Annotated in this window: 20 protein-coding genes and 1 pseudogene; 18 read left to right on the top strand and 3 right to left on the bottom strand. The window is 58.4% G+C overall.

Translation table 11 applies throughout. The features are described 5' to 3' along the window. The first annotated feature begins 57 nt into the window (after positions 1-57). Both Q1Y74_RS04130 and Q1Y74_RS04125 read left to right on the top strand, forming a co-directional pair. Positions 58-285 carry a winged helix-turn-helix domain-containing protein gene (locus Q1Y74_RS04130; RefSeq protein WP_300812474.1) on the top strand — a complete coding sequence of 76 codons (228 nt, stop codon included), beginning with the start codon at positions 58-60 and terminating at the stop codon, positions 283-285. A gap of 4 nt (positions 286-289) precedes the next feature. Then, positions 290-508: a winged helix-turn-helix domain-containing protein gene (locus Q1Y74_RS04125; RefSeq protein WP_300812473.1), complete on the top strand. Its 219-nt coding sequence runs from the start codon at positions 290-292 to the stop codon at positions 506-508. Between the two features lie 143 nt (positions 509-651). Here Q1Y74_RS04125 and Q1Y74_RS04120 read toward each other — a convergent pair whose 3' ends face one another. Beyond that, the gene (locus Q1Y74_RS04120) at positions 652-1,335 is read right to left on the bottom strand and encodes an MIP family channel protein (protein ID WP_300812472.1); all 684 of its coding nucleotides are present in this window, start codon (positions 1,333-1,335) and stop codon (positions 652-654) included. A gap of 286 nt (positions 1,336-1,621) precedes the next feature. On the opposite strand from Q1Y74_RS04120, the gene Q1Y74_RS04115 reads away from it, so the two are divergent. From Q1Y74_RS04115 to Q1Y74_RS04095, 5 genes are all read left to right on the top strand, one after another. Then, a complete protein-coding gene (locus Q1Y74_RS04115; protein ID WP_300812471.1) occupies positions 1,622-2,149 on the top strand; it encodes a shikimate kinase in 528 nt (175 codons plus the stop codon). 196 nt (positions 2,150-2,345) lie between these two features. Next, positions 2,346-4,238, top strand: coding sequence for a biosynthetic arginine decarboxylase (gene speA, locus Q1Y74_RS04110; RefSeq protein WP_300812470.1), 1,893 nt, complete (start codon positions 2,346-2,348; stop codon positions 4,236-4,238). 97 nt (positions 4,239-4,335) lie between these two features. Next, complete coding sequence (gene argB, locus Q1Y74_RS04105) at positions 4,336-5,127, top strand: acetylglutamate kinase (RefSeq protein ID WP_300812469.1); 792 nt, start codon at positions 4,336-4,338, stop codon at positions 5,125-5,127. Positions 5,128-5,183: 56 nt separating this feature from the next. After that, entirely contained in the window at positions 5,184-5,693 is a 510-nt protein-coding gene (locus Q1Y74_RS04100) for a sigma-70 family RNA polymerase sigma factor (protein WP_300812468.1), read from the top strand. Continuing rightward, a complete protein-coding gene (locus tag Q1Y74_RS04095; RefSeq protein WP_300812467.1) occupies positions 5,683-6,168 on the top strand; it encodes a hypothetical protein in 486 nt (161 codons plus the stop codon). The genes Q1Y74_RS04100 and Q1Y74_RS04095 overlap by 11 nt, the downstream gene beginning before the upstream one ends. Positions 6,169-6,727: 559 nt before the next feature. Here Q1Y74_RS04095 and Q1Y74_RS04090 read toward each other — a convergent pair. Continuing rightward, entirely contained in the window at positions 6,728-7,603 is an 876-nt protein-coding gene (locus Q1Y74_RS04090; protein WP_300812466.1) for a head GIN domain-containing protein, read from the bottom strand. Positions 7,604-7,931: 328 nt separating this feature from the next. On the opposite strand from Q1Y74_RS04090, the gene Q1Y74_RS04085 reads away from it, so the two are divergent. The 6 genes from Q1Y74_RS04085 to Q1Y74_RS04060 all read left to right on the top strand — a co-directional run bounded on the left by Q1Y74_RS04085 (position 7,932) and on the right by Q1Y74_RS04060 (position 15,049). Further along, positions 7,932-8,654: a YgjP-like metallopeptidase domain-containing protein gene (locus Q1Y74_RS04085; protein ID WP_300812465.1), complete on the top strand. Its 723-nt coding sequence runs from the start codon at positions 7,932-7,934 to the stop codon at positions 8,652-8,654. 59 nt (positions 8,655-8,713) lie between these two features. Then, complete coding sequence (locus Q1Y74_RS04080; protein ID WP_300812464.1) at positions 8,714-9,814, top strand: cyclically-permuted mutarotase family protein; 1,101 nt, start codon at positions 8,714-8,716, stop codon at positions 9,812-9,814. 129 nt (positions 9,815-9,943) lie between these two features. Beyond that, complete coding sequence (locus Q1Y74_RS04075) at positions 9,944-10,861, top strand: dihydrodipicolinate synthase family protein (RefSeq protein ID WP_300812463.1); 918 nt, start codon at positions 9,944-9,946, stop codon at positions 10,859-10,861. A 16-nt stretch (positions 10,862-10,877) separates the two neighbouring features. Next, positions 10,878-12,083 (top strand): AGE family epimerase/isomerase, encoded by a 1,206-nt coding sequence (locus Q1Y74_RS04070; RefSeq protein WP_300812462.1) that lies wholly within the window; start codon positions 10,878-10,880, stop codon positions 12,081-12,083. 45 nt (positions 12,084-12,128) lie between these two features. Next, the gene (locus Q1Y74_RS04065; protein ID WP_300812461.1) at positions 12,129-13,364 is read left to right on the top strand and encodes an MFS transporter; all 1,236 of its coding nucleotides are present in this window, start codon (positions 12,129-12,131) and stop codon (positions 13,362-13,364) included. Positions 13,365-13,420: 56 nt separating this feature from the next. After that, positions 13,421-15,049, top strand: a complete 1,629-nt coding sequence (locus tag Q1Y74_RS04060; RefSeq protein WP_300812460.1) for a sialidase family protein — start codon at positions 13,421-13,423, stop codon at positions 15,047-15,049. A 789-nt stretch (positions 15,050-15,838) separates the two neighbouring features. Here Q1Y74_RS04060 and Q1Y74_RS04055 read toward each other — a convergent pair. Then, positions 15,839-16,237, bottom strand: a complete 399-nt coding sequence (locus Q1Y74_RS04055; protein WP_300812459.1) for a hypothetical protein — start codon at positions 16,235-16,237, stop codon at positions 15,839-15,841. A gap of 273 nt (positions 16,238-16,510) precedes the next feature. Between Q1Y74_RS04055 and rimP the strand changes: the two genes are divergently transcribed. From rimP to sufB, 5 genes and pseudogenes are all read left to right on the top strand, one after another. Beyond that, positions 16,511-16,978, top strand: coding sequence for a ribosome assembly cofactor RimP (gene rimP / locus Q1Y74_RS04050; RefSeq protein ID WP_300812458.1), 468 nt, complete (start codon positions 16,511-16,513; stop codon positions 16,976-16,978). 6 nt (positions 16,979-16,984) lie between these two features. Continuing rightward, positions 16,985-18,241, top strand: a complete 1,257-nt coding sequence (gene nusA / locus Q1Y74_RS04045; protein ID WP_300812457.1) for a transcription termination factor NusA — start codon at positions 16,985-16,987, stop codon at positions 18,239-18,241. Positions 18,242-18,389: 148 nt separating this feature from the next. Next, the gene (gene infB / locus Q1Y74_RS04040) at positions 18,390-21,335 is read left to right on the top strand and encodes a translation initiation factor IF-2 (RefSeq protein WP_300812456.1); all 2,946 of its coding nucleotides are present in this window, start codon (positions 18,390-18,392) and stop codon (positions 21,333-21,335) included. A 126-nt stretch (positions 21,336-21,461) separates the two neighbouring features. Beyond that, positions 21,462-21,959, top strand: coding sequence for a CvpA family protein (locus Q1Y74_RS04035; protein ID WP_300812455.1), 498 nt, complete (start codon positions 21,462-21,464; stop codon positions 21,957-21,959). Positions 21,960-21,991: 32 nt separating this feature from the next. After that, positions 21,992-23,009: pseudogene (gene sufB / locus Q1Y74_RS04030) on the top strand (Fe-S cluster assembly protein SufB); the annotation flags it as partial.

Below are 23,009 nucleotides of genomic sequence, written 5' to 3'. Positions count from 1 at the left end.
CTGCAAGGGTCATGGAAATGCCCCTAACCAGTAAACAAACCATTAAAACTTAAGCTTATGAATGTACAAAGCATCGGCGAGAACGCAGGCATCATCTGGCGCCTGCTGCAAAGCGAGAACCGCAAATGGGACTATCAGGAAATAAAGAAAGCCACCGGCCTGTCAGACCGGGACATCAACGCCGCCATCGGATGGCTGGCCCGCGAAGGCAAACTGACGATAGATGAAACCAAAGTGGGCAGAAGGAATGTGTTGTATATTGAACTGAACTATTATATCGGATAAACTTATGGACAAAGGCACTATCGGAAACAATGCAGGCATTGTCTGGGAACTGCTGAACGATGGCAGACGATGGAAATACGAAGAGCTGAAAGCAGCATCGGGCCTGTCGGACCGGGACTTGAACGCCGCTATCGGATGGCTGGCAAGGGAAGACAAAATCTACTTTGAAACCTCCATGAACGATACGGAGTATCTCTACCTGTCACTCAACGACTACTTTTAGCATCTTCCTCCCCCGGCAAAGGCAAGCGTCCAAGCACAGGTACAGCCGGGCTGATACCGTTGTTCAGGCACGGGTTACACAGGTTCTTACAGATTCTCCCAGGAATCTGCTGTGCAATCCGTGCCTGAAACGTACTCACGCGCTTATTCCTTCCCCAGGTAGTTCCACACCATCGCACTGAATGCAGCTCCCACGAAAGGCGCTACAATGAAGAGCCACAGCTGCGACAAGGCCACACCGCCCTCGAACAGGGCCGGACCGATACTGCGTGCGGGATTGACCGACGTCCCCGTGATGGGAATGCAGACGATGTGCACCAGAACCAGCGTCAGACCGATAGCCAGGCCGGCCAGCTGTCCCGCCCCCTTTTTGGAGTCGGTAGAACCCAGCACCACCAGCACAAAAACAAACGTGAACACAGCCTCGGCAATGAAAGCCTGCACCGCCTCGCCCGCATCAAAGCTGTTGGCACCCGTCTCCGTAGGCCCTGCGTGAGCGCCCGTAGTAAGGAGCGCATACAGAATGGCCGAACCGAGAATGGCCCCAATCACCTGGAAAAGCATGTACATCGAAGCATCCTTCCCGTTCATGCGTCCCGTAAGGAAGACACCCAGCGTAATGGCAGGATTGATGTGGCATCCTGAAATGCCCCCGATAGCATAAGCCATGGCCACAACCGAAAGGCCGAAGGCCAAAGCCACTCCAATGGTACCTACACCGGCGCCCACCGTGTCGGCCACGCTGCCGGCAAAAACCGCGCTTCCGCATCCCATGAGAACGAGTACCATCGTCCCCAACATTTCTGCAACATACTTTTTCATAAGCATACAAGATTGGTTATCACTACAATATTAAGCTATTTATGCCGGAAAAGCAAGCTTTCCTCCCGAAAACTCGACATCCGGCCACAGTTTTCTCTTCGCACAGGCAGAATGCGGCCACAAACAAGGATATCGGCCCCTTCCGCCAGAAAGCCAAAGGCCGGCAAACCGGGCGGATGTTTTTTTACCAAGATGCCCCTACCGCCGTTTCAAGAATCCGAAAAGAATTGCTTACCTTTGCCTGTCAACTCAAGAACTCATAAACTTTAAAACTCAAAACCATACCCGCAATATGATACGCATATTCCTGACCGGCTACATGGGTGCCGGAAAGACTACACTGGGAAAGGCTTTTGCCCGCGAGCTGAAGGTGTCTTTCATTGACCTCGACTGGTACATCGAGGAACGTTTCCACAAGTCCATCCCCCAGCTCTTCGCCGAACGGGGCGAGGACGGGTTCCGCGAGCTGGAACGCTCCATGCTGCACGAGGCGGGCGAGTTTGAGGACGTCATCATCTCCACCGGAGGCGGCACGCCGTGCTTCTTCGACAACATGGAGTACATGAACCGGCAGGGGCAGACAGTGTTCCTCGATGTGGACACGGACGTGCTCTTCCGCCGCCTGCGGGTGGCCACGCAGCAACGTCCCATCCTGCAGGGCAAGACGGACGACGAACTGCGTGCCTTCATCGGCGAGGCGCTGGAGCGGCGGATGCCCCACTACGCGCAGGCCCGCTACCGCTTCGACGGCAGCCGTCTGGAGAGCCGGAGCCAGATAACGGAGTCCGTCGCCCGTCTGCGTACCCTGCTGGGGATATAATAGGAAGATAACGCATGTTTTTTTACCTATAATAAGGTATATATGGGATTTATCACCGTTTTTGAATAAAATAGGATGCGGTTCGGGATAGTCAACCTGAAAAACTTCGTTTTTCGTTTGCCTCTCCACTCACCTTTCACTATTTTTGCCCACTGAAAATATCAATCTTAACCAACAACTGACAAGCTGAAGAATAATGAGAAAATGGCGTATTGAAGATTCGGAAGAGCTGTACAACATCACGGGTTGGGGCACTTCGTACTTTGCTATCAACGAGAAGGGACATGTGGTGGTGACACCGCGCAAGGACGGAGTGGCCGTTGACCTGAGGGAACTGGTGGACGAGCTGCAACTGCGCGATGTGACAGCCCCCATGCTGGTGCGCTTCCCCGACATTCTGGACAACCGCATCGAAAAGGTGTCCTGCTGTTTCAAGAAGGCCGCCGAAGAATATGGCTACAAAGGCGAGAACTTCATCATCTACCCCATCAAGGTGAACCAGATGCGTCCCGTGGTAGAGGAGATGATCAGCCACGGCAAGAAGTTCAACCTGGGCCTGGAGGCAGGCTCCAAGCCCGAGCTGCACGCTGTCATTGCCGTCAACACCGACCCCGACTCGCTGGTGGTGTGCAACGGCTACAAGGACGAGAGCTTCATCGAACTGGCCCTGCTGGCGCAGAAGATGGGCAAGCGCATCTTCCTGGTGGTGGAGAAGCTGAACGAGCTGAACCTCATCGCCAAGATGGCCAAACAACTGAAAGTACGCCCCAACATAGGCATCCGCATCAAGCTGGCCTCCAGCGGCAGCGGCAAGTGGGAGGAAAGCGGAGGCGACGGCAGCAAGTTCGGCCTGACCTCCAGCGAACTGCTCGAGGCGCTGGACTTCCTGGAGAAGCGCGACATGAAGGACTGTCTCAAGCTCATCCACTTCCACATCGGCAGCCAGATTACCAAGATACGCCGCATCAAGAACGCCCTGCGCGAAGCCTCGCAGTTCTACGTGCAGCTGCACAAGATGGGCTTCAACATCGAGTTCGTCGACACGGGCGGCGGCATGGGAGTGGACTATGACGGCACACGCTCGTCCAACAGCGAAAGCTCCGTCAACTACTCCATCCAGGAGTATGTCAACGACGTGGTGTCCACCTTTGTCGACGCTGCAGACAAGCACGGCTTCGAACATCCCAACATCATCACCGAGACGGGCCGCAGCCTGACGGCCCACCACTCCGTACTCATCTTCGAGGTGCTGGAGACAGCTTCCCTGCCCCAGATGGACGACGAATGGGAACCCGGCCCCGACGCGCACGAACTGGTGAAGGAACTCTACGACATCTGGGACAACCTGAGCCAACGCTCCATGCTGGAGCCCTGGCACGACGCGCAGCAGATACGCGAGGAGGCACTCGACCTCTTCAGCCACGGCATCGTGGACCTGAACACCCGCGCACAGATAGAGAAGCTCTACTGGAGCATCTGCCGCGAGATAAACACCATTGCAACCAACATGAAGCACTGTCCCGAGGAGTTCCGCAAGCTGAACAAGCTGCTGGCCGACAAGTACTTCTGCAACTTCTCCCTCTTCCAGTCGCTGCCCGACTCGTGGGCCATCGACCAGATGTTTCCCATCATGCCCATCCAGCGCCTGGACGAGAAGCCCGACCGCGAAGCCACCCTTCAGGACATGACCTGCGACTCAGACGGCAAGATTGCCAACTTCGTCAGCTCGCGTCCCGACACCACCACGCTGCCCCTGCACGCGCTGCGCGAGAACGAGAGCTATTACCTGGCCGTCTTCCTGGTGGGAGCCTATCAGGAAATCCTGGGTGACATGCACAACCTCTTCGGCGACACCAATGCCGTCCATGTCTCTGTCAACAGCAAGGGCTACACCATCGACCAGCTCATCGACGGCGAGACGGTGGCCGAGGTGCTGGACTACGTGCAGTACAGCCCCAAGAAGCTGGTGCGCAAGCTCGAGACATGGGTAACCCAGTCGGTGAAGGAAGGACGCATCTCTCTCGATGAGGGCAAGGAATTCCTGGCCAACTACCGCTCGGGCCTGTACGGATATACTTATTTGGAATAAAGGATTTTCACCACAGAGGACACGGAGTGGCACAGAGAGAAAGTATAGAAGCTCTGTGTACCTCTGTGTCCTCTGTGGCAATTAATAGATAAGAATAATGAAAGAGAAACTCACACTCATCAAAGTAGGAGGAAAAATCGTGGAGGAGGAAGCCACCCTCCACAAGTTGCTGGACGACTTTGCCGCCATCGAAGGCCTCAAGGTGCTGGTACATGGCGGAGGCCGCTCTGCCACCAAGCTGGCCGAACGCCTGGGCATCGAGAGCCGCATGGTGGACGGACGGCGCATCACCGACGCAGAGACCCTGCGCGTAGTGACCATGGTCTATGGCGGCCTGGTGAACAAGAACATCGTGGCCGGCCTGCAGGCACGCGGCGTCAACGCGCTGGGCCTGACGGGAGCCGACATGGACGTCATCCGCTCCGTGAAACGCCCCGTCAAGGAGGTGGACTACGGCTTCGTGGGCGACGTGAAGCAGGTCAATGCCACCCTGCTGGGCGACCTCATAGCCAAGGGCGTGGTGCCCGTCATGGCACCCCTGACCCACGACGGCGAGGGCCATCTGCTCAACACCAACGCCGACACCATTGCGGGCGAGACGGCCAAGGCGCTGGCCCGGCTGTTCGACGTCACCCTGGTCTACTGCTTCGAGAAGAAGGGCGTGCTGCGCAACGAGGCGGACGACGACAGCGTCATCCCCACCATCACCCCCGCCGAGTTCCGCCGCCTGACGGACGAAGGCGTCATCCAAGGCGGCATGATACCCAAGCTGGAGAACGCCTTCCAGGCTCTGGAGGCAGGCGTGACGGAAGTGGTCATTACCTCGGCCGCAGCCATCGGCACCGCAGCGGGCACACACGTAGTGAGCGCCCTTCGGGAAAATAAATAAAAAAAGTGGGGGCGGACTGTAACTTTCCGCCCCCTTAACCGTCATTCTTATTAGAGATGCAAGAAATCAGTTTCCGTAATGACATCCTCCCGCTGAAAGACAAGCTCTTTCGGCTGGCCCTCAGGATTACTTACGACAGGGCCGAAGCGGAAGATGTGGTGCAGGAAACGCTGATTCGGGTGTGGAACAAGCGCGACGAGTGGGTGCAGTTCGGTTCGCTGGAGGCCTACTGCCTGACGGTGGCAAGGAACCTGGCGATAGACCACAGCGAGCGGAAAGACTCGCAGACGGTGGAGCTGACCGCAGAGATGGAGCAGACGCCCGACGCATCGAGCCCCTACGACAGGCTGGTAGACAAGGAACGGATGAACCTGGTTCACAGGCTGGTCAACGAGCTTCCCGAGAAACAGCGGCTCATCATGCAGCTGCGGGACGTGGAGGGCAAGGGTTATAAGGAAATTGCGGCGCTCTTGAACCTGACGGAAGACCAGGTGAAGGTGAACCTCTTCAGGGCGCGGCAGAAAGTGAAACAACGGTTTATAGATATAGATGAATATGGACTTTAAGGAAGCGGAAAGATTGTTGGAGCGTTATTGGCAATGCGAGACCTCGCTGGAGGAAGAGGCGCAACTGCGCGACTTCTTCGTGCGGCACGACGGGCATCTGCCTGCCGGCCTGCTTCGTTACAGGGACTTGTTCATATATCAGCAATCCCAGCAGGAGGTACGTCTGGGCGATGACTTCGACGCACGCGTACTGGCCGAAGTGGAGCCGACCGTTGTCAAGGCCCGCCGCATGACGCTGAGGGCGCGTCTGGCGCCGCTCTTCAAGGCAGCCGCCGTTGTGGCGGTGGTGTTCATGCTGGGCAACGTGGTGCAGCATTCGTTCCAGTCCGATGCGGACGGGGTAACGGCGGCCGACACCATCGGCAAGCAGGTTTCTGCGCCGTCCGTGGCTTTCTCGGAAGAAACGGCGGTGTCCCACGAAAAGCAGATTTTGGACAGTCTGCATCGGGTGGATAGGCAGGAGCTCAGGAAGTAGTAATTTTCATTTGCTTTATTTAAAATAACATTTTCATTTGCTTTAACATGAATATAGTTAGTGTGCTTTATTAGAATGATTATTTGAGGCTGTGAAGTTTCAATTCTCTCAAAAAAACTTGTAAGAACTAACTAAGATAAATGGGATGCCGCGTGATGCAGCGTCCCTTTTATTTTGCCTTGGCCGAAGCGCGGACTTGCGTCTCCCGGCCTGTAGTCCGGCCGCCTTCCTTCAGCCTTGATGGCCAGTGCTTGGGCCATGCTTGCATGGTCCGAGAACCGTGCTTGCACCGACCGCAGACCGTGCAAGCTTCGTCCGCAGACCGTGCAGGCTTCGTCCGGACGGGATGCAGGCGCCCCATCCGGCGGCTCCGCATGGCTTGTGGTTCGCAGCCTTTTCCGCCGTCCGTCCTCCGCATAAAAAAGGCTTCCTCGCGGAAGCCTTTTCCAAAATGTGTCGATTGTGGACGGCTCTGTCCCCCTTGGGTATGGTCGGGTAGGGAGCCGTCAGAGAGAATTTATGTGGTAGTTTTCCTCCCGCCCGTCCGGCGGGATTTTCATTAGAGTTTGTAGAGTCCTTTTTTCGGGTAGTCCAGTTCGGGATTTCCTTTGTAGCCGATGTCACCGCTGCCGTTGGTGCGTGCTTTCAGGAACTTTACAGCGTGGCACTTGATGTCGCCCGAGCCCGCCACGGCGGCCGATACGCGCTGTACCTCGAAGTCGCTGGCCAGCAGGTCGCCCGAGCCTGCCACGCTGTATTCGGCCTCTTCGGCCTTACCTTTGATTTTCAGGGTTCCCGACCCGGCCACGTTGGCCACCACCGAAGTGGCGGAAGCGTTTTCCACGTTCAGGTCGCCCGAGCCTGTCACGCCGACGTTCAGCATCCGGGTGGTGAGCTGTTTGCACTTGAAGTCACCCGAACCCGTCACCGACGCCGTGAATCCCTCCGTGCAGCTGATGTCGCCGCCCGTGATGTCGCCCGAGCCCGTCACCTTCAGTTCCAGGTTGTCCGTGTTCAGGGCGTTGGCCAGGTCCAGGCTGCCCGAGCCCGTCACGCTGGCGTAGCCCAGCCGGTTCGAGCAGACACGGATTTCCAGTTTGTTGTAGGCCACGCTTACGTTCTTCTTGAAATTGAGGTACAGCGTGCCCCCCTTTACGTAGATGTCCAGCAGGTCCACGATGTTGTCCGACGTGTAGATTTCCACTTCGGGCTTGCCCGTCTGCTGCTTGTAGGTGACGTCCAGGCTGCCTTCCACCTGTATGCGGTCGAAGTCCTTCACCTTGATTTCCTTGGTCACGTAGTTCTTGCTTGCTTTCACCTCTTTGCCGCCCAGCCAGCTGTTTCCCGTGCTGAAGCGGTGTCTGTACGATTGTGCGCACGAGCTTATGCTGAAGACCAGCAGGAAGAGAGTTGCGAGAGTTGTCAGTTTCTTCATATCCGTTGTAAGTTTAAAGTAAAACATCCTTCTTTTATCCATTTAGACGCAGACGGCAGGAAGAAAGTTGCAAGGCGGGGCATTATTTTACTCCCGCCCGTCCCGCCGCCGGCATGCGGCAATTTCCGACAACGGATTTGCAAGAAGCGTACCAAAAGCCCAGTTGGCTGACAATGAGCCGGATGTCTGTTTAAAGCACTGTCCGTTTCCGGACAGCATGTCCGTTTTTGTGGATAAAAGTATTGCGAATTTGTCCGAAAGTTTGTTCTTTTGTGCTATGCTAACGGCAGGCTGGACGCCTGCCTGATACGGACCAATGAAAGAAACGATGAACGACAACCAACATTGCATTACCGGCGAGTATCTGGAAGACGAGGAACTGGGTACCGTCATGGTGCGGGTCAACTCGCGTGCCAGCCGGCTGATATTCCACGGAGCGGACGGAGGCCTTGTGGTGACCGTGCCCCGGCTGACGAAGTGGGGCAAGGTGAGGCAGGCGCTGGACGAGCTCCGGCCCCGCTTGCGGGTACTGGCGGCCCGCACCCCCCGACACCTCATCACCCCCCGCTTCCGGATTGACGCGGACTACTTCCATCTGGCGATGATTGCATCCGACACCAAGAAATTCCAGCTTCGGACCAATCCCGTAAGCACAACGATTCTCTATCCGCACCGCACCGACTTCTCGGACCCTTCCTTGCAGGAGTGGCTGAAGAAAGTGGTGACCGAGGCCTTGCGCGACAAGGCCCAGACGGTGCTTCCCCCGCTGCTGGCCGGGCTGGCGCAGCGGCACGGGCTGACCTACCGCGAAGTCAGAATCAACACGAGCACCGGGCGGTGGGGCAGCTGCTCCACCCGGCAGAGCATCAACCTTTCCTGCCGCCTGCTCCTCCTGCCCCGGCATCTGATAGAATATGTGCTGCTGCACGAGCTGGCGCACACCCGCGAGATGAACCACGGCGACCGCTTCTGGGCGTTGCTGGACAGCATGACGGACGGGAAAGCCCGCGGGCTGCGCTCCGAGCTGAGGCACTTCCCCACCCCCATCTGAAGCCGTCAGCCCCCGCACCGGCACGCCGTCGGCCCGAATCCATTTTAAAATCTGACGATATGAAAGACATGTTCCCCTTCAAAAGACTTCTTGCCCCCGCCTGCCTGGCCCTTTCACTGGCCGGCTGTTCCCCCTCCCCCTCGCAGCCGGCCTGCCGCCTGCCCGACTATCCCGTGCCAGGCGGCGTCTCCGCCCCCTTCGCCGGCTTCGTGGGGCGCTGGCTGGTAGTGGGCGGAGGATGCAACTTCCCCGGTGTGGCCGCCGCCGACGGTGGCCCGAAAGTCTACTACCCGCAGGTTTACGCGCTGGACACGGCAGATACGGCGTCGGCATGGAAGCCCGCGGCCGAGCTGCCGCTGCCGGTGGCCTATGGCGCATCGGCAGAAACGGAAAAGGGGCTGGTGTGCATCGGCGGGCAGTGCGCCGATTCCAGTCTGACGCAAGTGTTCCGCATTGAGCCGGCAGAAGGCGGCCGGCGGCTGGCAGTGCGCAGCCTACCGCCACTGCCCGTCGCGGTGGACAACGCCGCGGCAACCTGCGCCGACGGGGTGGTCTACGTGACAGGCGGCAACCAGGGCGACGGAGGCCGCGCGCTCTACGCCCTCCGCCCCGACGCCGACAGCGCGTGGACCCGCCTTGCAGACTATCCGGGCGGACAGCGCGTACAACCCGTGCTGCTGGCCTGCGGCAAGACGCTCTATCTGGCGGGCGGCTTCATGTACGACAAGCCGGACAACCGCTGCACCCTTCCGGCCAGCCTGCTGGCCTACTCGGCAGAGGACGGCAAGTGGAGCGGCCCCATCCCCTTCCCCACCCCGGCCGGTGGCGGACGGTATGCCCTGTCGGGCGGGGCAGGCGTCAGCGTGGGCGGCAGGCTGTACCTCACCGGAGGAGTGGATTATCGCATATTCAAGGAAGCGATGGAGGGAAGAGGCCCCGCCGACTACCTGAGAAAGCCCGTGGAATGGTACTCATTCAACCGGGACATCCTGGAGTATGACCCCGCCCGCCGGACGTGGCAGGTGCATCCCGCCGCCGAAGGCATGGGCAAGGCGGGAGGCGTCCTGCTCCACCGCGAGGGACGGTTGTGGATGGTGTGCGGCGAGGTAAAACCGGGCATCCGGACCCCGCAGATAGTGGGCATTCCCCTACCTGACTGACCCCCCTCACCCATGCCGTCTTGAAAAACGCCCTGCACGGCTCGATTTCTTTTTCTTTTACTTGGGCTTATGCTTGCAATTGTATATATTTGCGCTAATTAATAAAATTATTCATTAAATCTGTCTGCTATGGAAAAAATTATTGGATTAATAGACGCCCCTTTCACACCTTTTGATAAAAACGGGGAAGTGAATTACGCGCCCATCGGGGCTTATGCCCGGATGCTGGCCAAGAACGGGCTGAAGGGAGTGTTTATCAACGGTTCGTCCGGCGAGGGCTACATGCTCACCGAAGAAGAACGGATGAGACTGGCCGAAGAATGGATGCGGGTGGCCCCCGCAGGCTTCAAGGTGATTGTCCACGTGGGCAGCTGCTGCGTGAAGTCCAGCCGGATGCTGGCCGAACATGCCGCGCGCATCGGGGCGTGGGGCATCGGCGCGATGGCGCCGCCATTCCCCAAAATCGGCCGCATCGAAGAGCTGGTGAAGTATTGCGAGGAGATTGCCTCCGGCGCGCCCGGCCTTCCCTTCTACTATTACCACATCCCCGCCTTCAACGGCGCGTACCTGCCCATGACCGCCCTGCTGGAGGCCGTGGACGGACGCATCCCCAACTTTGCGGGCATCAAGTACACCTACGAGAGCATCTATGAGTACAACCAGTGCCGCCTCTACAAGAACGGCAAGTACGACATGCTGCACGGCCAGGACGAGACCATCCTGCCCGCGCTGGCCATGGGCGGCGCCCAGGGCGGCATCGGGGGCACCACCAACTACAACGGCATCAACCTGGTGGGCATCCTCGACGCCTGGAAGGCGGGCGACCTGGAGAAGGCGCGCGAGCTGCAGAACTTCTCGCAGGAAGTCATCAACGTCATCTGCCACTACCGCGGCAACATCGTGGCCGGCAAGCGCATCATGAAGCTCATCGGCCTGGACCTGGGCAAGAACCGCACTCCTTTCCAGAACATGACGGACGAGGAGGAAAACCGCATGAAGGCCGAACTGGAGGCCATCCGTTTCTTTGAGCGTTGCAACCAATTCTAAGGCGGAGGAACGGGATATGGATCAATCTGTCTATCTGAACTACTGGGCAGGCCGTTACAGGGACGACATGCTCACCAACATCATGCCCTTCTGGCTGGAGCACGGCCTCGACAGGCAGCACGGGGGCGTATATACCTGCGTGGACCGCGAAGGCCGCCTGATGGACTCCACCAAGTCGGTCTGGTTTCAGGGGCGCTTTGCCTTTGCCTGCTGCTATGCCTACAACCACATAGAGAAACGCCCGGAGTGGCTCGATGCCGCCAAAAGCACGCTCGACTTCATTGAAGCCCACTGCTTCGACACGGACGGGCGGATGTATTTCGAGGTGACTGCCGAGGGCGTGCCCCTGCGCAAGCGGAGGTACGTGTTCAGCGAGAGCTTCGCGGCCATCGCCATGGCGGAGTATGCGCTGGCCACAGGCAGCCGCGAGTATGCCGGCAAGGCCCTGCGGCTGTTCAAGGACATGCGCCGCTTCCTCTCCACCCCCGGCCTGCTGGAGCCCAAGTATCTGCCGGCCTTCCAGGCACAGGGACATTCCATCACCATGATTATGGTCAACGTGGCCTCGCGCCTCAAGAAGGTGGCCGACGACCCCGAGCTGGACCGGCAGATTGACGAGTCCGTCCACGCGCTGCGCCACTGCTTCATGCACCCCGAGTTCAAGGCCCTGCTGGAGACGGTAGGCCCCAAGGGCGAGTTCATCGACAACCTGAACGGGCGCCTCATCAATCCCGGCCACTGCATCGAAACAGCCTGGTTCCTGCTGGACGTGGCTGCCGACCGCGGCGGAGACCGCGAACTGACGGACATGGCGCTTACCATCCTCGACTGGTCGTGGCAGTGGGGCTGGGACGAGACGTACGGAGGCATCATCAACTTCAGGGACTGCAGGAACTTCCCTCCGCAGGACTATTCGCAGGACATGAAGTTCTGGTGGCCGCAGACCGAAGCCATCATTGCCACCCTCTACGCGTACAAGGTGACGGGCGAGCCGAAATACCTGGACATGCACAAACGCATCAGCGACTGGACGTATGCCCACTTCCCCGACAGCCGCTACGGCGAGTGGTACGGCTACCTGCACCGCGACGGCACCGTGGCCCAGCCCGCCAAGGGGAACCTCTTCAAGGGGCCGTTCCACATCCCGCGCATGATGACCAAGGGCTACGAGCTGTGCCGCACAATGCTGGACGGCGGGGACAGCCCGTCGAAACCGCAGTAACCCCAATTCTTCCAGAAAACCTTTGATACCTCTCCGCAAAATCTGATGAACGTGAAAAAAACTTCTAAAATCTATCCGTGGGTAGTGGTGGCGCTGCTGTGGGGCGTCGCCTTGCTCAACTACATGGACCGCCAGATGCTCAGTACCATGAAGGACGCCATGCAGGTGGACATCGTAGAGCTACAGTCCGCCACCAACTTCGGGTGGCTGATGGCCATCTTCCTCTACATCTACGGATTCATGAGCCCCGTTTCGGGCATCATTGCCGACCGCCTCAACCGCAAGTGGCTGATTGTGGGCAGCCTGTTTGTGTGGTCGGCGGTGACCTACCTGATGGGCGTTGCCACCACCTTCAGCCAGGTGTTCTGGCTGCGTGCGCTGATGGGAGTCAGCGAAGCCCTCTACATTCCTGCGGGCCTCTCCCTGATAGCCGATTACCATTCGGAGAAGACCCGCTCGCTGGCGGTCGGCATTCACATGACGGGACTATACACGGGACAGGCCGTGGGCGGCTTCGGCGCCACAGTGGCCGCCGCCTACTCCTGGCACACGACGTTCCACTGGTTTGGCATCATCGGCATTGCCTATGCCGTGGTGCTGATGTTCTTCCTGCGCGACAAGAAGACGGCGGAAACGGCCGACCGACCGCTGCGCCAGCCCAAAGAGCCGGTGGGTGTAAGCCTGAAGTCGCTGCTGGGCAACGTGGCCTTCTGGGTCATATTGCTCTACTTCGCAGCACCCAGCCTGCCCGGATGGGCCACGAAGAACTGGCTTCCCACGCTCTTTTCCGAGAACCTGGACATGCCCATGTCGCAGGCAGGCCCCCTCTCCACCATCACCATTGCCGTCTCGTCCTTTGTCGGTGTCATCCTGGGCGGGGTGCTGTCCGACCGCTGGGTGCAGAAGAACCTGCGCGGACGCGTCTACACCGGAGCCATCGGGCTGGGCCTGACCATCCCCTCGCTGCTGCTGCTGGGCTACGGCCACAGCATCGCGGCCGTTGTGGGAGCCGGACTGCTGTTCGGCATCGGCTACGGCATGTTTGACGCCAACAACATGCCCATCCTCTGCCAGTTCGTGCCGGCCCGGCAGCGGGCCACGGCCTACGGCATCATGAACATGGTGGGCGTATTTGCCGGAGCCTTCATCACCAGCCTGCTGGGACGCTGGGGCGACGGCGGAAACCTGGGAGCCGGCTTTGCCATGCTGGCCGTCGTGGTGGCCGTGGCGCTGTGCGTGCAGCTGTACTCCCTCAGACCCAAGACCGACAGGCAGGAATGACGCCCGCCGCCGGCCATTGATGAATTCCCATTCGTGTAAGTTTTAACCGGAAAAATATGAAGAAGACCTTTATCCTTGTATTGAGTTTGTTGTCGGTCGTGTCCGCGTGGGCCGCCGACACGCTCTGGGTGCGTGCGCCCCAAATCCCCGTCCTGACAGACAGGCAGGACAATGTGCTGTTTTATCTGCGCCTGGACGCCAAGGAGGCGAAAGTGCTCGACTACGTGACGCTGAACTTTGCCGACGGCACCCCGCTGAATGAAATCAAGTCTGTGAAGCTCTATTACGGCGGTACGGAGGCCCTGCAGGACCGCGGCAAGGGACGCTTTGCCCCCGTGGAGTACATCTCCAGCCAGCAGCCCGGCCAGACGAGGGCCGCCAACCCCTCCTACTCCGTGAAGAAGGCGGAGGCCAAGCCCGCGAAGAACACGGTCAGGCTGGACGGCGGGCAGACGCTGTTTCCCGGCGTCAACTACTTCTGGGTGAGCCTGGAAATGAACCCCAAGGCCTCGCCCGACACGAAGCTGACGGCCGAGGTGACCGCAGCCGGTGCCGACGGCAAGCAGCTGCCCGTAGCGTCGGTATCGCCTGCGGGGCTGGTGAGACGCATGGGCGTGGGCGTGCGCCATGCGGGCGACGACGGTTCGGCCGCCTTCCGCATCCCGGGCCTGGTCACTTCCAACAAGGGCACGCTGCTGGGCGTCTACGACGTGCGCTATAACAGCAGCGTCGACCTGCAGGAGCACATCGACATCGGCCTGAGCCGCAGCACGGACGGCGGACGCACGTGGGAGAAGATGCGCCTGCCCATTGCCTTCGGCGAGTACGGCGGCCTGCCCGCGGCCCAGAACGGCGTGGGCGACCCCTCGATACTGGTAGACACCCGCACGAACACCATCTGGATTGTGGCAGCCTGGTCGCACGGCATGGGCAACCAGCGGGCCTGGTGGAGCTCGCATCCCGGCATGGACCTGAACCATACCGCCCAACTGGTGCTGGCCAAGAGTACCGACGACGGCAAGACGTGGTCGGCCCCCATCAACATCACCAAGCAGGTGAAGCTGCCCGAATGGTACTTCCTGCTCCAGGGACCCGGACGGGGCATCACGATGGCGGACGGCACGCTGGTATTCCCCATCCAGTTCATCGACAAGACACGTGTGCCCAACGCGGGCATCATGTACAGCAAGGACGGCGGCCAGAAGTGGACCATCCACCAGCCGGCACGCACCAACACCACCGAAGCACAGGTGGCCGAGGTGGAGCCCGGCGTGCTGATGCTGAACATGCGCGACAACCGCGGCGGCAGCCGGGCCGTCTGCACCACGACGGACCTGGGACAGACGTGGCAGGAACACGAGTCCTCGCGCTCGGCCTTGCGCGAACCCGTCTGCATGGCCAGCCTCATCAGCGTCAGGGCGGAAGACAACGTGCTGGGCAAGGACCTTCTCATCTTCTCCAACCCCGACTCGGACAAGCAGCGCAAGGACATGACCATCAAGGTCAGCCTGGACGGCGGACGGACGTGGTCCGAGAAGCATCAGCTGCTGCTGGACGAAGGCTACAGCTGGGGATACTCCTGCCTGACGATGGTGGACAAGGAGACCGTGGGCATCCTGTATGAAAGCAGCGTGGCGCACATCACCTTCCAGCGCGTCAAGCTGAAAGACATCGTCGGCGAATAGTACGCCACCCGGAGCGGGAGCAACGGTCGGCGCAGGCCTCAGCCGGACAGGAATCCATACGGACCCCGGCTGAGACCTGCGCCGGCCTGCATTTCAGGAGGCCGCCCGGCGGGCCGGCAGGAGCACGGACTGGCGCAGGGGCAACGCCGGCACGCGACGAGCCCCGGGCAGGGCCGCCCTTATAGGGCCAGACGGCGCCCGCCCCCATCTTACATTCTGACACTTTGACTTTCCGGATGCGCGAGAATGCGCCATTCCGGCCCTCCGGCAGGCCCGAACGAAAAAACGGAAGCGGAAATCCGCAACCGCCTGCACGGCAGAGGGATAGCGAAATCCTTACATTTGAAAGAGAAGAAAAAGCCGTTTCCTGGGCCGGAACAGGCCCGCGTTGCGGCTCCCCCAAGCCATCCGGAGGGGCCAACCGCCCTCCCGGACAGGGCGGAAGAAGGCTTCCGGGCAATCTGGAGAAGCATTCTGCGCGTTCCGGACGAGCCAACACGGCAGACCACGCAAGCACGGACGACGGACCATGCAAGCACGGTCGACGGACGATGCAAGCACGGCCGACGGACGATGCAAGCACGGTGCTCCGCCGGAACACCGATGAAGGCGTTTCAGGCTCCTGTTCCGGACTTTTCGCAGAACGCCCGTGTCAGCGGAAAGCTCCGTAATCTGACTTTTTGCAAGGAATTTGCGCCGGACGGCTTACACGGCAGATGTCAGCACCGGGGCGGTGTGCGGGGTGCCGCGAGCCTGGCGGGCAGCGGTGGCGGGCCCTGGCGCTACAGCCTACTCCTGCGAGAGCAGCTTCACCTCCTCCCCCTCCTTCTCGAAGCGGTAGGTGCCTCCCTTCCCGCTCAGCTCAAAGAGCGAGAGCTTCTCGGTGGCATTGTCCACAATCATCAGCGCGCTCTGTTCGGCAAAGCGGCCCACCTCCAGGCTGAAGGGCTCGTCCGTCATCCGTCGGCAGACCAGCAGGCTGTCGTTGAGGAAGAGCGAGATGGAGTCGCCCGCAAAGCCCCGCTCCAGCGTCAGGGTATAGCTTTCCAGGAAGTTGCGCTCTTCTTTCTTCTGCTGCTGCAGGCGCATGCTCATGTAGACGAAGATGACGACCACGAAGATGACCGCAAAGGCCAGGATGCCGTTGCCTATCATGAATTGCTTGTTGGTGTTCAGACGGTGTGTCATGGCTGTGGGAGGTTTGGAATTAATTTTCCGCAAAGGTAATCCATTTTTTCAGTATTCATTCCATGAGGGGTCGAAAAACGCAGCCGCCCGGTTGTGGCGCCCTCCCCACCGCGCATTCCGTTGGCGCATGCGGCCTTTATAATTAGCGGGCATATTCAAATAAAACCAATAATATTTTGTACTCGAACATTTTATTTATATCTTTGCAGACGAAATCGGATGAAGTGTGGAGGGGCAGTCAAGCTCCTCTTTTTTGTTCATAAGGATGAATTTATGATAGAAAAGAAAACTGTTTGTGAGATTGTCGGCGAGTGGCTGGAAGGAAAAGAGTATTTCCTGGTAGAGGTAAACGTGACTCCCGACAACAGGATTGTAGTGGAAATAGACCACAAGGAAGGAGTCTGGATTGAAGACTGCGTGGAGCTGAGCCGTTACATCGAGTCCAGACTGAACCGCGAGGAAGAGGACTACGAACTGGAAGTAGGCTCGGCAGGCATAGGACAACCCTTCAAGGTGTTGCAGCAGTACCTGAACCACATAGGCAGCGAGGTGGAGGTGATGACCGCCGCCGGCGCCAGGCTGCAGGGTGTGCTGAAGGATGCCGACCCGGAGCAGTTCGTGCTGACCGTCCGCCGCAAGGTGAAGGAAGAAGGCGCCAAACGCCCCAAGATGGTGGACGAAGACCTGACACTGGCATACGGAGACGTGAAATATACTAAATACTTAATCAGCTTTAAATAAGACTTTATGGCCAAGAAAGAAGAAACAGTGAGCCTGATAGATACCTTTTCGGAGTTCAAGGAACTGAAGAATATAGACCGGACGACGATGGTGAGCGTACTGGAGGAGTCGTTCCGCAGTGTGATAGCCAAGATGTTCGGTACGGACGAGAACTACGACGTCATCGTAAACCCCGACAAGGGCGACTTCGAGATATGGCGCAACCGCGAAGTAGTGGCCGACGAAGACCTGGAGAACCCCAACCTGCAGATTCCCCTGAGCGAGGCCCGCAAGATTGACGCCTCGTACGAAGTGGGCGAGGAAGTGACGGACGAGGTGAACTTCGCCAAATTCGGCCGCCGCGCCATCCTGAACCTGCGCCAGACACTGGCCTCGAAGATTCTGGAACTGGAGAAGGACAGCATCTACAACAAGTACATTGACAAGGTGGGCACCATCGTCAATGCCGAGGTGTACCAGATATGGAAGAAGGAAATGCTGCTGCTGGACGACGAGGGCAACGAACTGCTGCTGCCCAAGACGGAGCAGATTCCCAGCGACTTCTACCGCAAGGGCGAGACGGCACGCGCCGTGGTGGCCCGCGTGGACAACCGCAACAACAACCCGAAGATTATCCTGAGCCGCACGTCGCCCGTATTCCTGCAGCGCCTGCTGGAAATGGAAGTGCCCGAAATCAACGACGGACTGATAACCGTGAAGCGCATCGCCCGCATCCCCGGCGAACGGGCCAAGATTGCCGTGGAAAGCTACGACGACCGCATCGACCCCGTAGGAGCCTGCGTGGGCGTGAAGGGAAGCCGTATACACGGCATCGTGCGCGAGCTGAGAAACGAGAACATCGACGTCATCAACTATACGTCCAACACGCAGCTCTTCATCCAGCGTGCCCTGAGCCCCGCCAAGATTTCGTCCATCCGCCTGAACGAGGAGGAACGCAAGGCCGAAGTATTCCTGAAGCCCGAAGAAGTGTCGCTGGCCATCGGCAAGGGAGGACTGAACATCAAACTGGCCAGCATGCTGACAGAATACACGATTGACGTCTTCCGCGAACTGGACGAAAGCGCCGAGAACGAAGACATCTACCTGGACGAATTCCGCGACGAAATAGACGGATGGGTGATAGATGCCATCAAGGGCATGGGCATCGACACGGCCAAGGCCGTGCTGAACGCTCCCCGCGAAATGCTGATAGAGAAGACAGACCTGGAAGAGGAGACCGTAGACGAAGTGCTGCGCATCCTGAAGCAGGAGTTTGAGGATTGAGAAAGTCTACCATAGTTGAAAGTTGAAGATTGAAAGTTGAAAGTTGAAAATTGAAAGTTGTCCTTTGACTGTTGATTTTTGCTTGTTCATTTTTAATTGGCTTCTGATTTTCAATTTTCTGTTTTCCATTTTCAATTAATAAAAGAATATGACGATAAGGTTAAATAAAGTAACGAGAGATTTGAATGTAGGAATCACGACGGCCGTTGAGTTCCTGCAGAAGAAGGGGTTCACCGTGGAGGCTAACCCCAACACCAAGATTACAGACGAACAGTTTGAGCTGCTGAAGAAGGAATTCAGTACGGACAAGGACCTCAAGATAAAGTCGGACCGCTTCAGCCAGGAACTCCGGAGCAAAGACCGCAACAAGGGAACCGTGGCCATCGACGGATACGAGCAGGACACCCAGGAAAAGCCCCGCACGGAAGAAATCAAGACGGTAGTCCCCGAAGACGTGCGCCCCAAGTTCAAGCCTGTGGGCAAGATTGACCTGGACAAGCTGAACCGCCGTCCTGCCGCCGCAGAAGAAAAGACGCAGGCTCCCGCCGCCGAACCCGAAGCTGAACCCGAAGAAACGGCAGCCGCAACGCCGGAACCCGCAGCAGGGGAAGCCGAAGCACCCGCACACGCAGAGGCCGCAGCCGAGGAACCTCAGCCACAGCCCGAAGAGGCCCGCACGGAACCGGCAGTGGCCGAAGAGCCCGAAGAGACGGTCGAAGAAGCCGGACCCGCCGTGGCCGGAACAGAAGACAAGCCCGCTGACGACATGGAAGAAGACGGTGTATTCAAAATACGCCGCACAGAGTTCGTATCCAAAATCAACGTCATCGGCCAAATCGACCTGGCTGCCCTGAACCAATCCACACGCCCTCGGAAAAAGTCAAAAGAGGAAAAACGCAAGGAGCGCGAGGAAAAGGAAAAACAGCGTCAGGACCAGCGCAAGCAGATGAAGGAAGCCATCATGAAGGAGATACGCCGCGAAGACAGCAAACTGGACTCCAAGGATGCCGACGGCGCAGGCAAGAAGAAACGCAACCGCATCAGCAAAGAGAAGGTCGACATCAACAACGCTGCCAACTTCCAGCAGAAAGGCGGAGGGCAGAAGGGCGGAATGCAGCCCGGAGGTGACAAGCCCCAGGGCAGCGGAAAGAAGAACAAAGACCGCTTCAAGAAACCCGTCATCAAGCAGGAAGTGAGCGAGGAAGACGTAGCCAAGCAGGTGAAGGAAACCCTGGCACGCCTCACCGCCAAGGGCAAGAACAAGGGAGCCAAGTACCGCAAAGAGAAACGCGAACTGGCCGCCGACCGCATGCACGAACTGGAAAACCAGGAAATGGAGGACAGCAAGGTATTGAAGCTGACGGAGTTTGTGACGGCCAACGAATTGGCCAGCATGATGGACGTGCCCGTAACGCAGGTCATCGGTACCTGCATGAGCGTGGGCATCATGGTGTCCATCAACCAGCGCCTCGACGCCGAGACCATCAACCTGGTGGCCGAGGAGTTCGGCTTCAAGACAGAATATGTCAGCGCCGAAGTGGCACAGGCCATTGTAGAGGAGGAGGATGCCGAAGAAGACCTCCAGCCCCGTGCGCCGATTGTTACCGTCATGGGTCACGTAGACCACGGTAAGACATCGTTGCTGGACTACATCCGCAAGGCCAACGTAATTGCCGGCGAGGCGGGAGGCATCACGCAGCACATCGGTGCCTACAACGTGACGCTCGAAGACGGACGCAAGATTACCTTCCTCGACACGCCGGGTCACGAAGCCTTTACCGCCATGCGTGCGCGTGGTGCCAAGGTGACGGATATCGCCATCATCATCGTGGCGGCCGACGACAACGTGATGCCCCAGACCAAGGAAGCCATCAACCACGCCACTGCCGCCGGAGTTCCCATTGTATTTGCCATCAACAAGATAGACAAGCCTGCTGCCAATCCCGACAAGATTAAGGAGGAACTGGCCAACATGAACTTCCTCGTGGAGGAATGGGGCGGCAAGTATCAGTCGCAGGACATCTCGGCCAAGAAAGGCATCGGAGTGCCCGAACTGATGGAGAAAGTGCTGCTGGAAGCCGAAATGCTGGACTTGAAGGCCAACCCCAACCGTAAGGCCACAGGCTCCATCATCGAGTCGTCTTTGGACAAAGGCCGCGGCTATGTGGCTACGGTACTCGTTTCCAACGGTACGCTGAAGGTGGGCGACATCGTCTTGGCCGGTACCAACTATGGTAAGGTGAAAGCCATGTTCAACGAGCGTAACCAGCGCATGACGCAGGCCGGTCCCGCAGAGCCCGCATTGATTCTGGGCCTGAACGGAGCACCTGCCGCAGGCGACACCTTCCACGTGATTGAAACCGAGCAGGAGGCACGCGAAATAGCCAACAAGCGCGAGCAGTTGCAGCGCGAACAGGGCCTGCGCACGCAGAAGATGCTGACACTGGACGAAGTGGGACGCCGCTTGGCTTTGGGCGACTTCCACGAGCTGAACATCATCGTCAAGGGCGACGTGGACGGTTCGGTCGAAGCCTTGAGCGACTCGCTCATCAAGCTTTCCACCGAGCAGATTCAGGTCAACGTCATTCACAAGGGCGTTGGACAGATTTCCGAGTCCGATGTATCCTTGGCCGCCGCTTCCGATGCCATCATCGTGGGCTTCCAGGTACGTCCTTCGGGCTCTGCCGCCAAGCTGGCCGAACAGGAAGGCGTGGACATTCGCAAGTATTCCGTCATCTACGACGCCATCGAGGAAGTCAAGGCTGCTATGGAAGGCATGCTGGCTCCGACGCTGAAGGAGCAGGTGACCGCAACCATCGAGGTGCGCGAGGTGTTCAACATCAGCAAGGTGGGTATGGTGGCCGGTGCCATGGTGAAGACCGGAAAGGTGAAACGCAGCGACCGTGCACGCCTCATCCGCGACGGTATCGTCATCTTCACCGGCAACATCAATGCCCTGAAGCGTTTCAAGGACGATGTGAAGGAAGTCGGCACCAACTTCGAGTGTGGTATCAGCCTGACAGGATGCAACGACATCAAGGTGGGCGACATCATCGAGACTTACGAAGAAGTGGAAGTAAAGCAGACTTTGTAGCAGTGTCGGCCATCGTCCGGTAAGAGAAGGCACGGATTACACGGATTTCACGGGTTTATCAGTTAGAGAGGCCGTGCAGCGTGTGTAGTCCGTGCCTTTTTTGTTTTGAACAAGAGATTTGGATTTATGACAACCATCGACATCATCATACTGGCCGTTGTGGGCGCGGGCGCCGTTCTGGGCTTCATGAAGGGTTTCCTGAAGCAGCTGGCGGGCCTGTTGGGGCTGGTTGTGGGCCTGCTGGCGGCCAAGGCTCTCTATGCCACCGTGGCCGAACGGGTCTTCCTGCCGCTGACCGACTCGCTCACCGTGGCCCAGGGCATTGCCTTCTTCGTCATCTGGCTGGCCGTTCCGCTGGGTTTCCTGCTGGTGGCCGCTTTGGTGACCAAGGCCATGGAAGCCGTTTCCTTAGGATGGGTCAACCGCCTGCTGGGCGCGTGTCTGGGACTGCTGAAGTATGCGCTGCTGGTAAGCCTGCTCATCTGCGTGGTGGAATACCTGGATACGGACAACACCCTCCTGAAGAAAACAAAAAAGCAGGAGTCCACGTTGTACTATCCGATGGAGAAGTTTGCCGGCGCCTTCTTTCCCAAGGCCAAGGAGGTGGTGGAAGAGTGGATTTGACAGACCAAGGTTAAACAATAGATATACAAGACATGCAACAACAAGAAGAACCCAATAAATACGTCAAGGAACTCACGCAGGCTTCACCACCGACGTGCATACCGATGTCATCGAGAAGGGCTTGAACGAAGACGTTATCCGTCTTATCTCCCAAAAGAAGGGTGAGCCCGACTGGATGCTGGAGTTCCGCCTGAAGGCTTACCGCCACTGGCTGACGTTGGAGATGCCCACATGGGCTCACCTCCGCATTCCCGAGATTGACTACCAGTCCATCTCCTACTATGCCGACCCCACCAAGAAGAAGGAAGGCCCCAAGAGCATGGACGAAGTAGACCCCGAGCTGATTAAGACCTTCAACAAGCTGGGCATTCCCCTGGAGGAACAGATGGCGTTGAGTGGCATGGCCGTGGATGCCGTGATGGACTCCGTTTCAGTGAAGACCACCTTTAAGGAGACACTGATGGAGAAAGGCATCATCTTCTGCTCGATGAGCGAAGCCATCCGCGAGCATCCTGACCTGGTGCAGAAATACTTAGGCTCTGTTGTTCCCTACCGCGACAATTTCTTTGCCGCGCTCAACTCAGCCGTTTTCTCCGACGGTTCGTTTGTCTACATTCCCAAAGGCGTGCGTTGCCCCATGGAGTTGTCCACCTACTTCCGCATCAATGCGCAAGGTACAGGACAGTTTGAACGTACACTGATTGTGGCCGATGACGACGCTTACGTTTCCTACCTCGAAGGCTGTACGGCTCCGATGCGCGACGAGAACCAGCTTCATGCCGCCATTGTGGAGATTGTGGTACACGACCGTGCCGAGGTGAAGTACAGCACCGTGCAGAACTGGTATCCGGGCGATGCCGAAGGCAAGGGAGGCGTGTACAACTTCGTCACCAAGCGCGGCATTTGCAAGGGCGTGAACAGCAAGCTGTCGTGGACGCAGGTCGAGACAGGCAGTGCCATTACCTGGAAGTATCCTTCGTGCATCCTGGCAGGCGACAACGCCGTGGCCGAGTTTTACAGCGTGGCCGTAACCAACAACTACCAGCAGGC

The sequence above is a fragment of the uncultured Bacteroides sp. genome (assembly GCF_949298305.1).
GTDB lineage: Bacteria > Bacteroidota > Bacteroidia > Bacteroidales > Bacteroidaceae > Bacteroides.
This window is presented reverse-complemented; position numbering and strand designations above follow the sequence as displayed.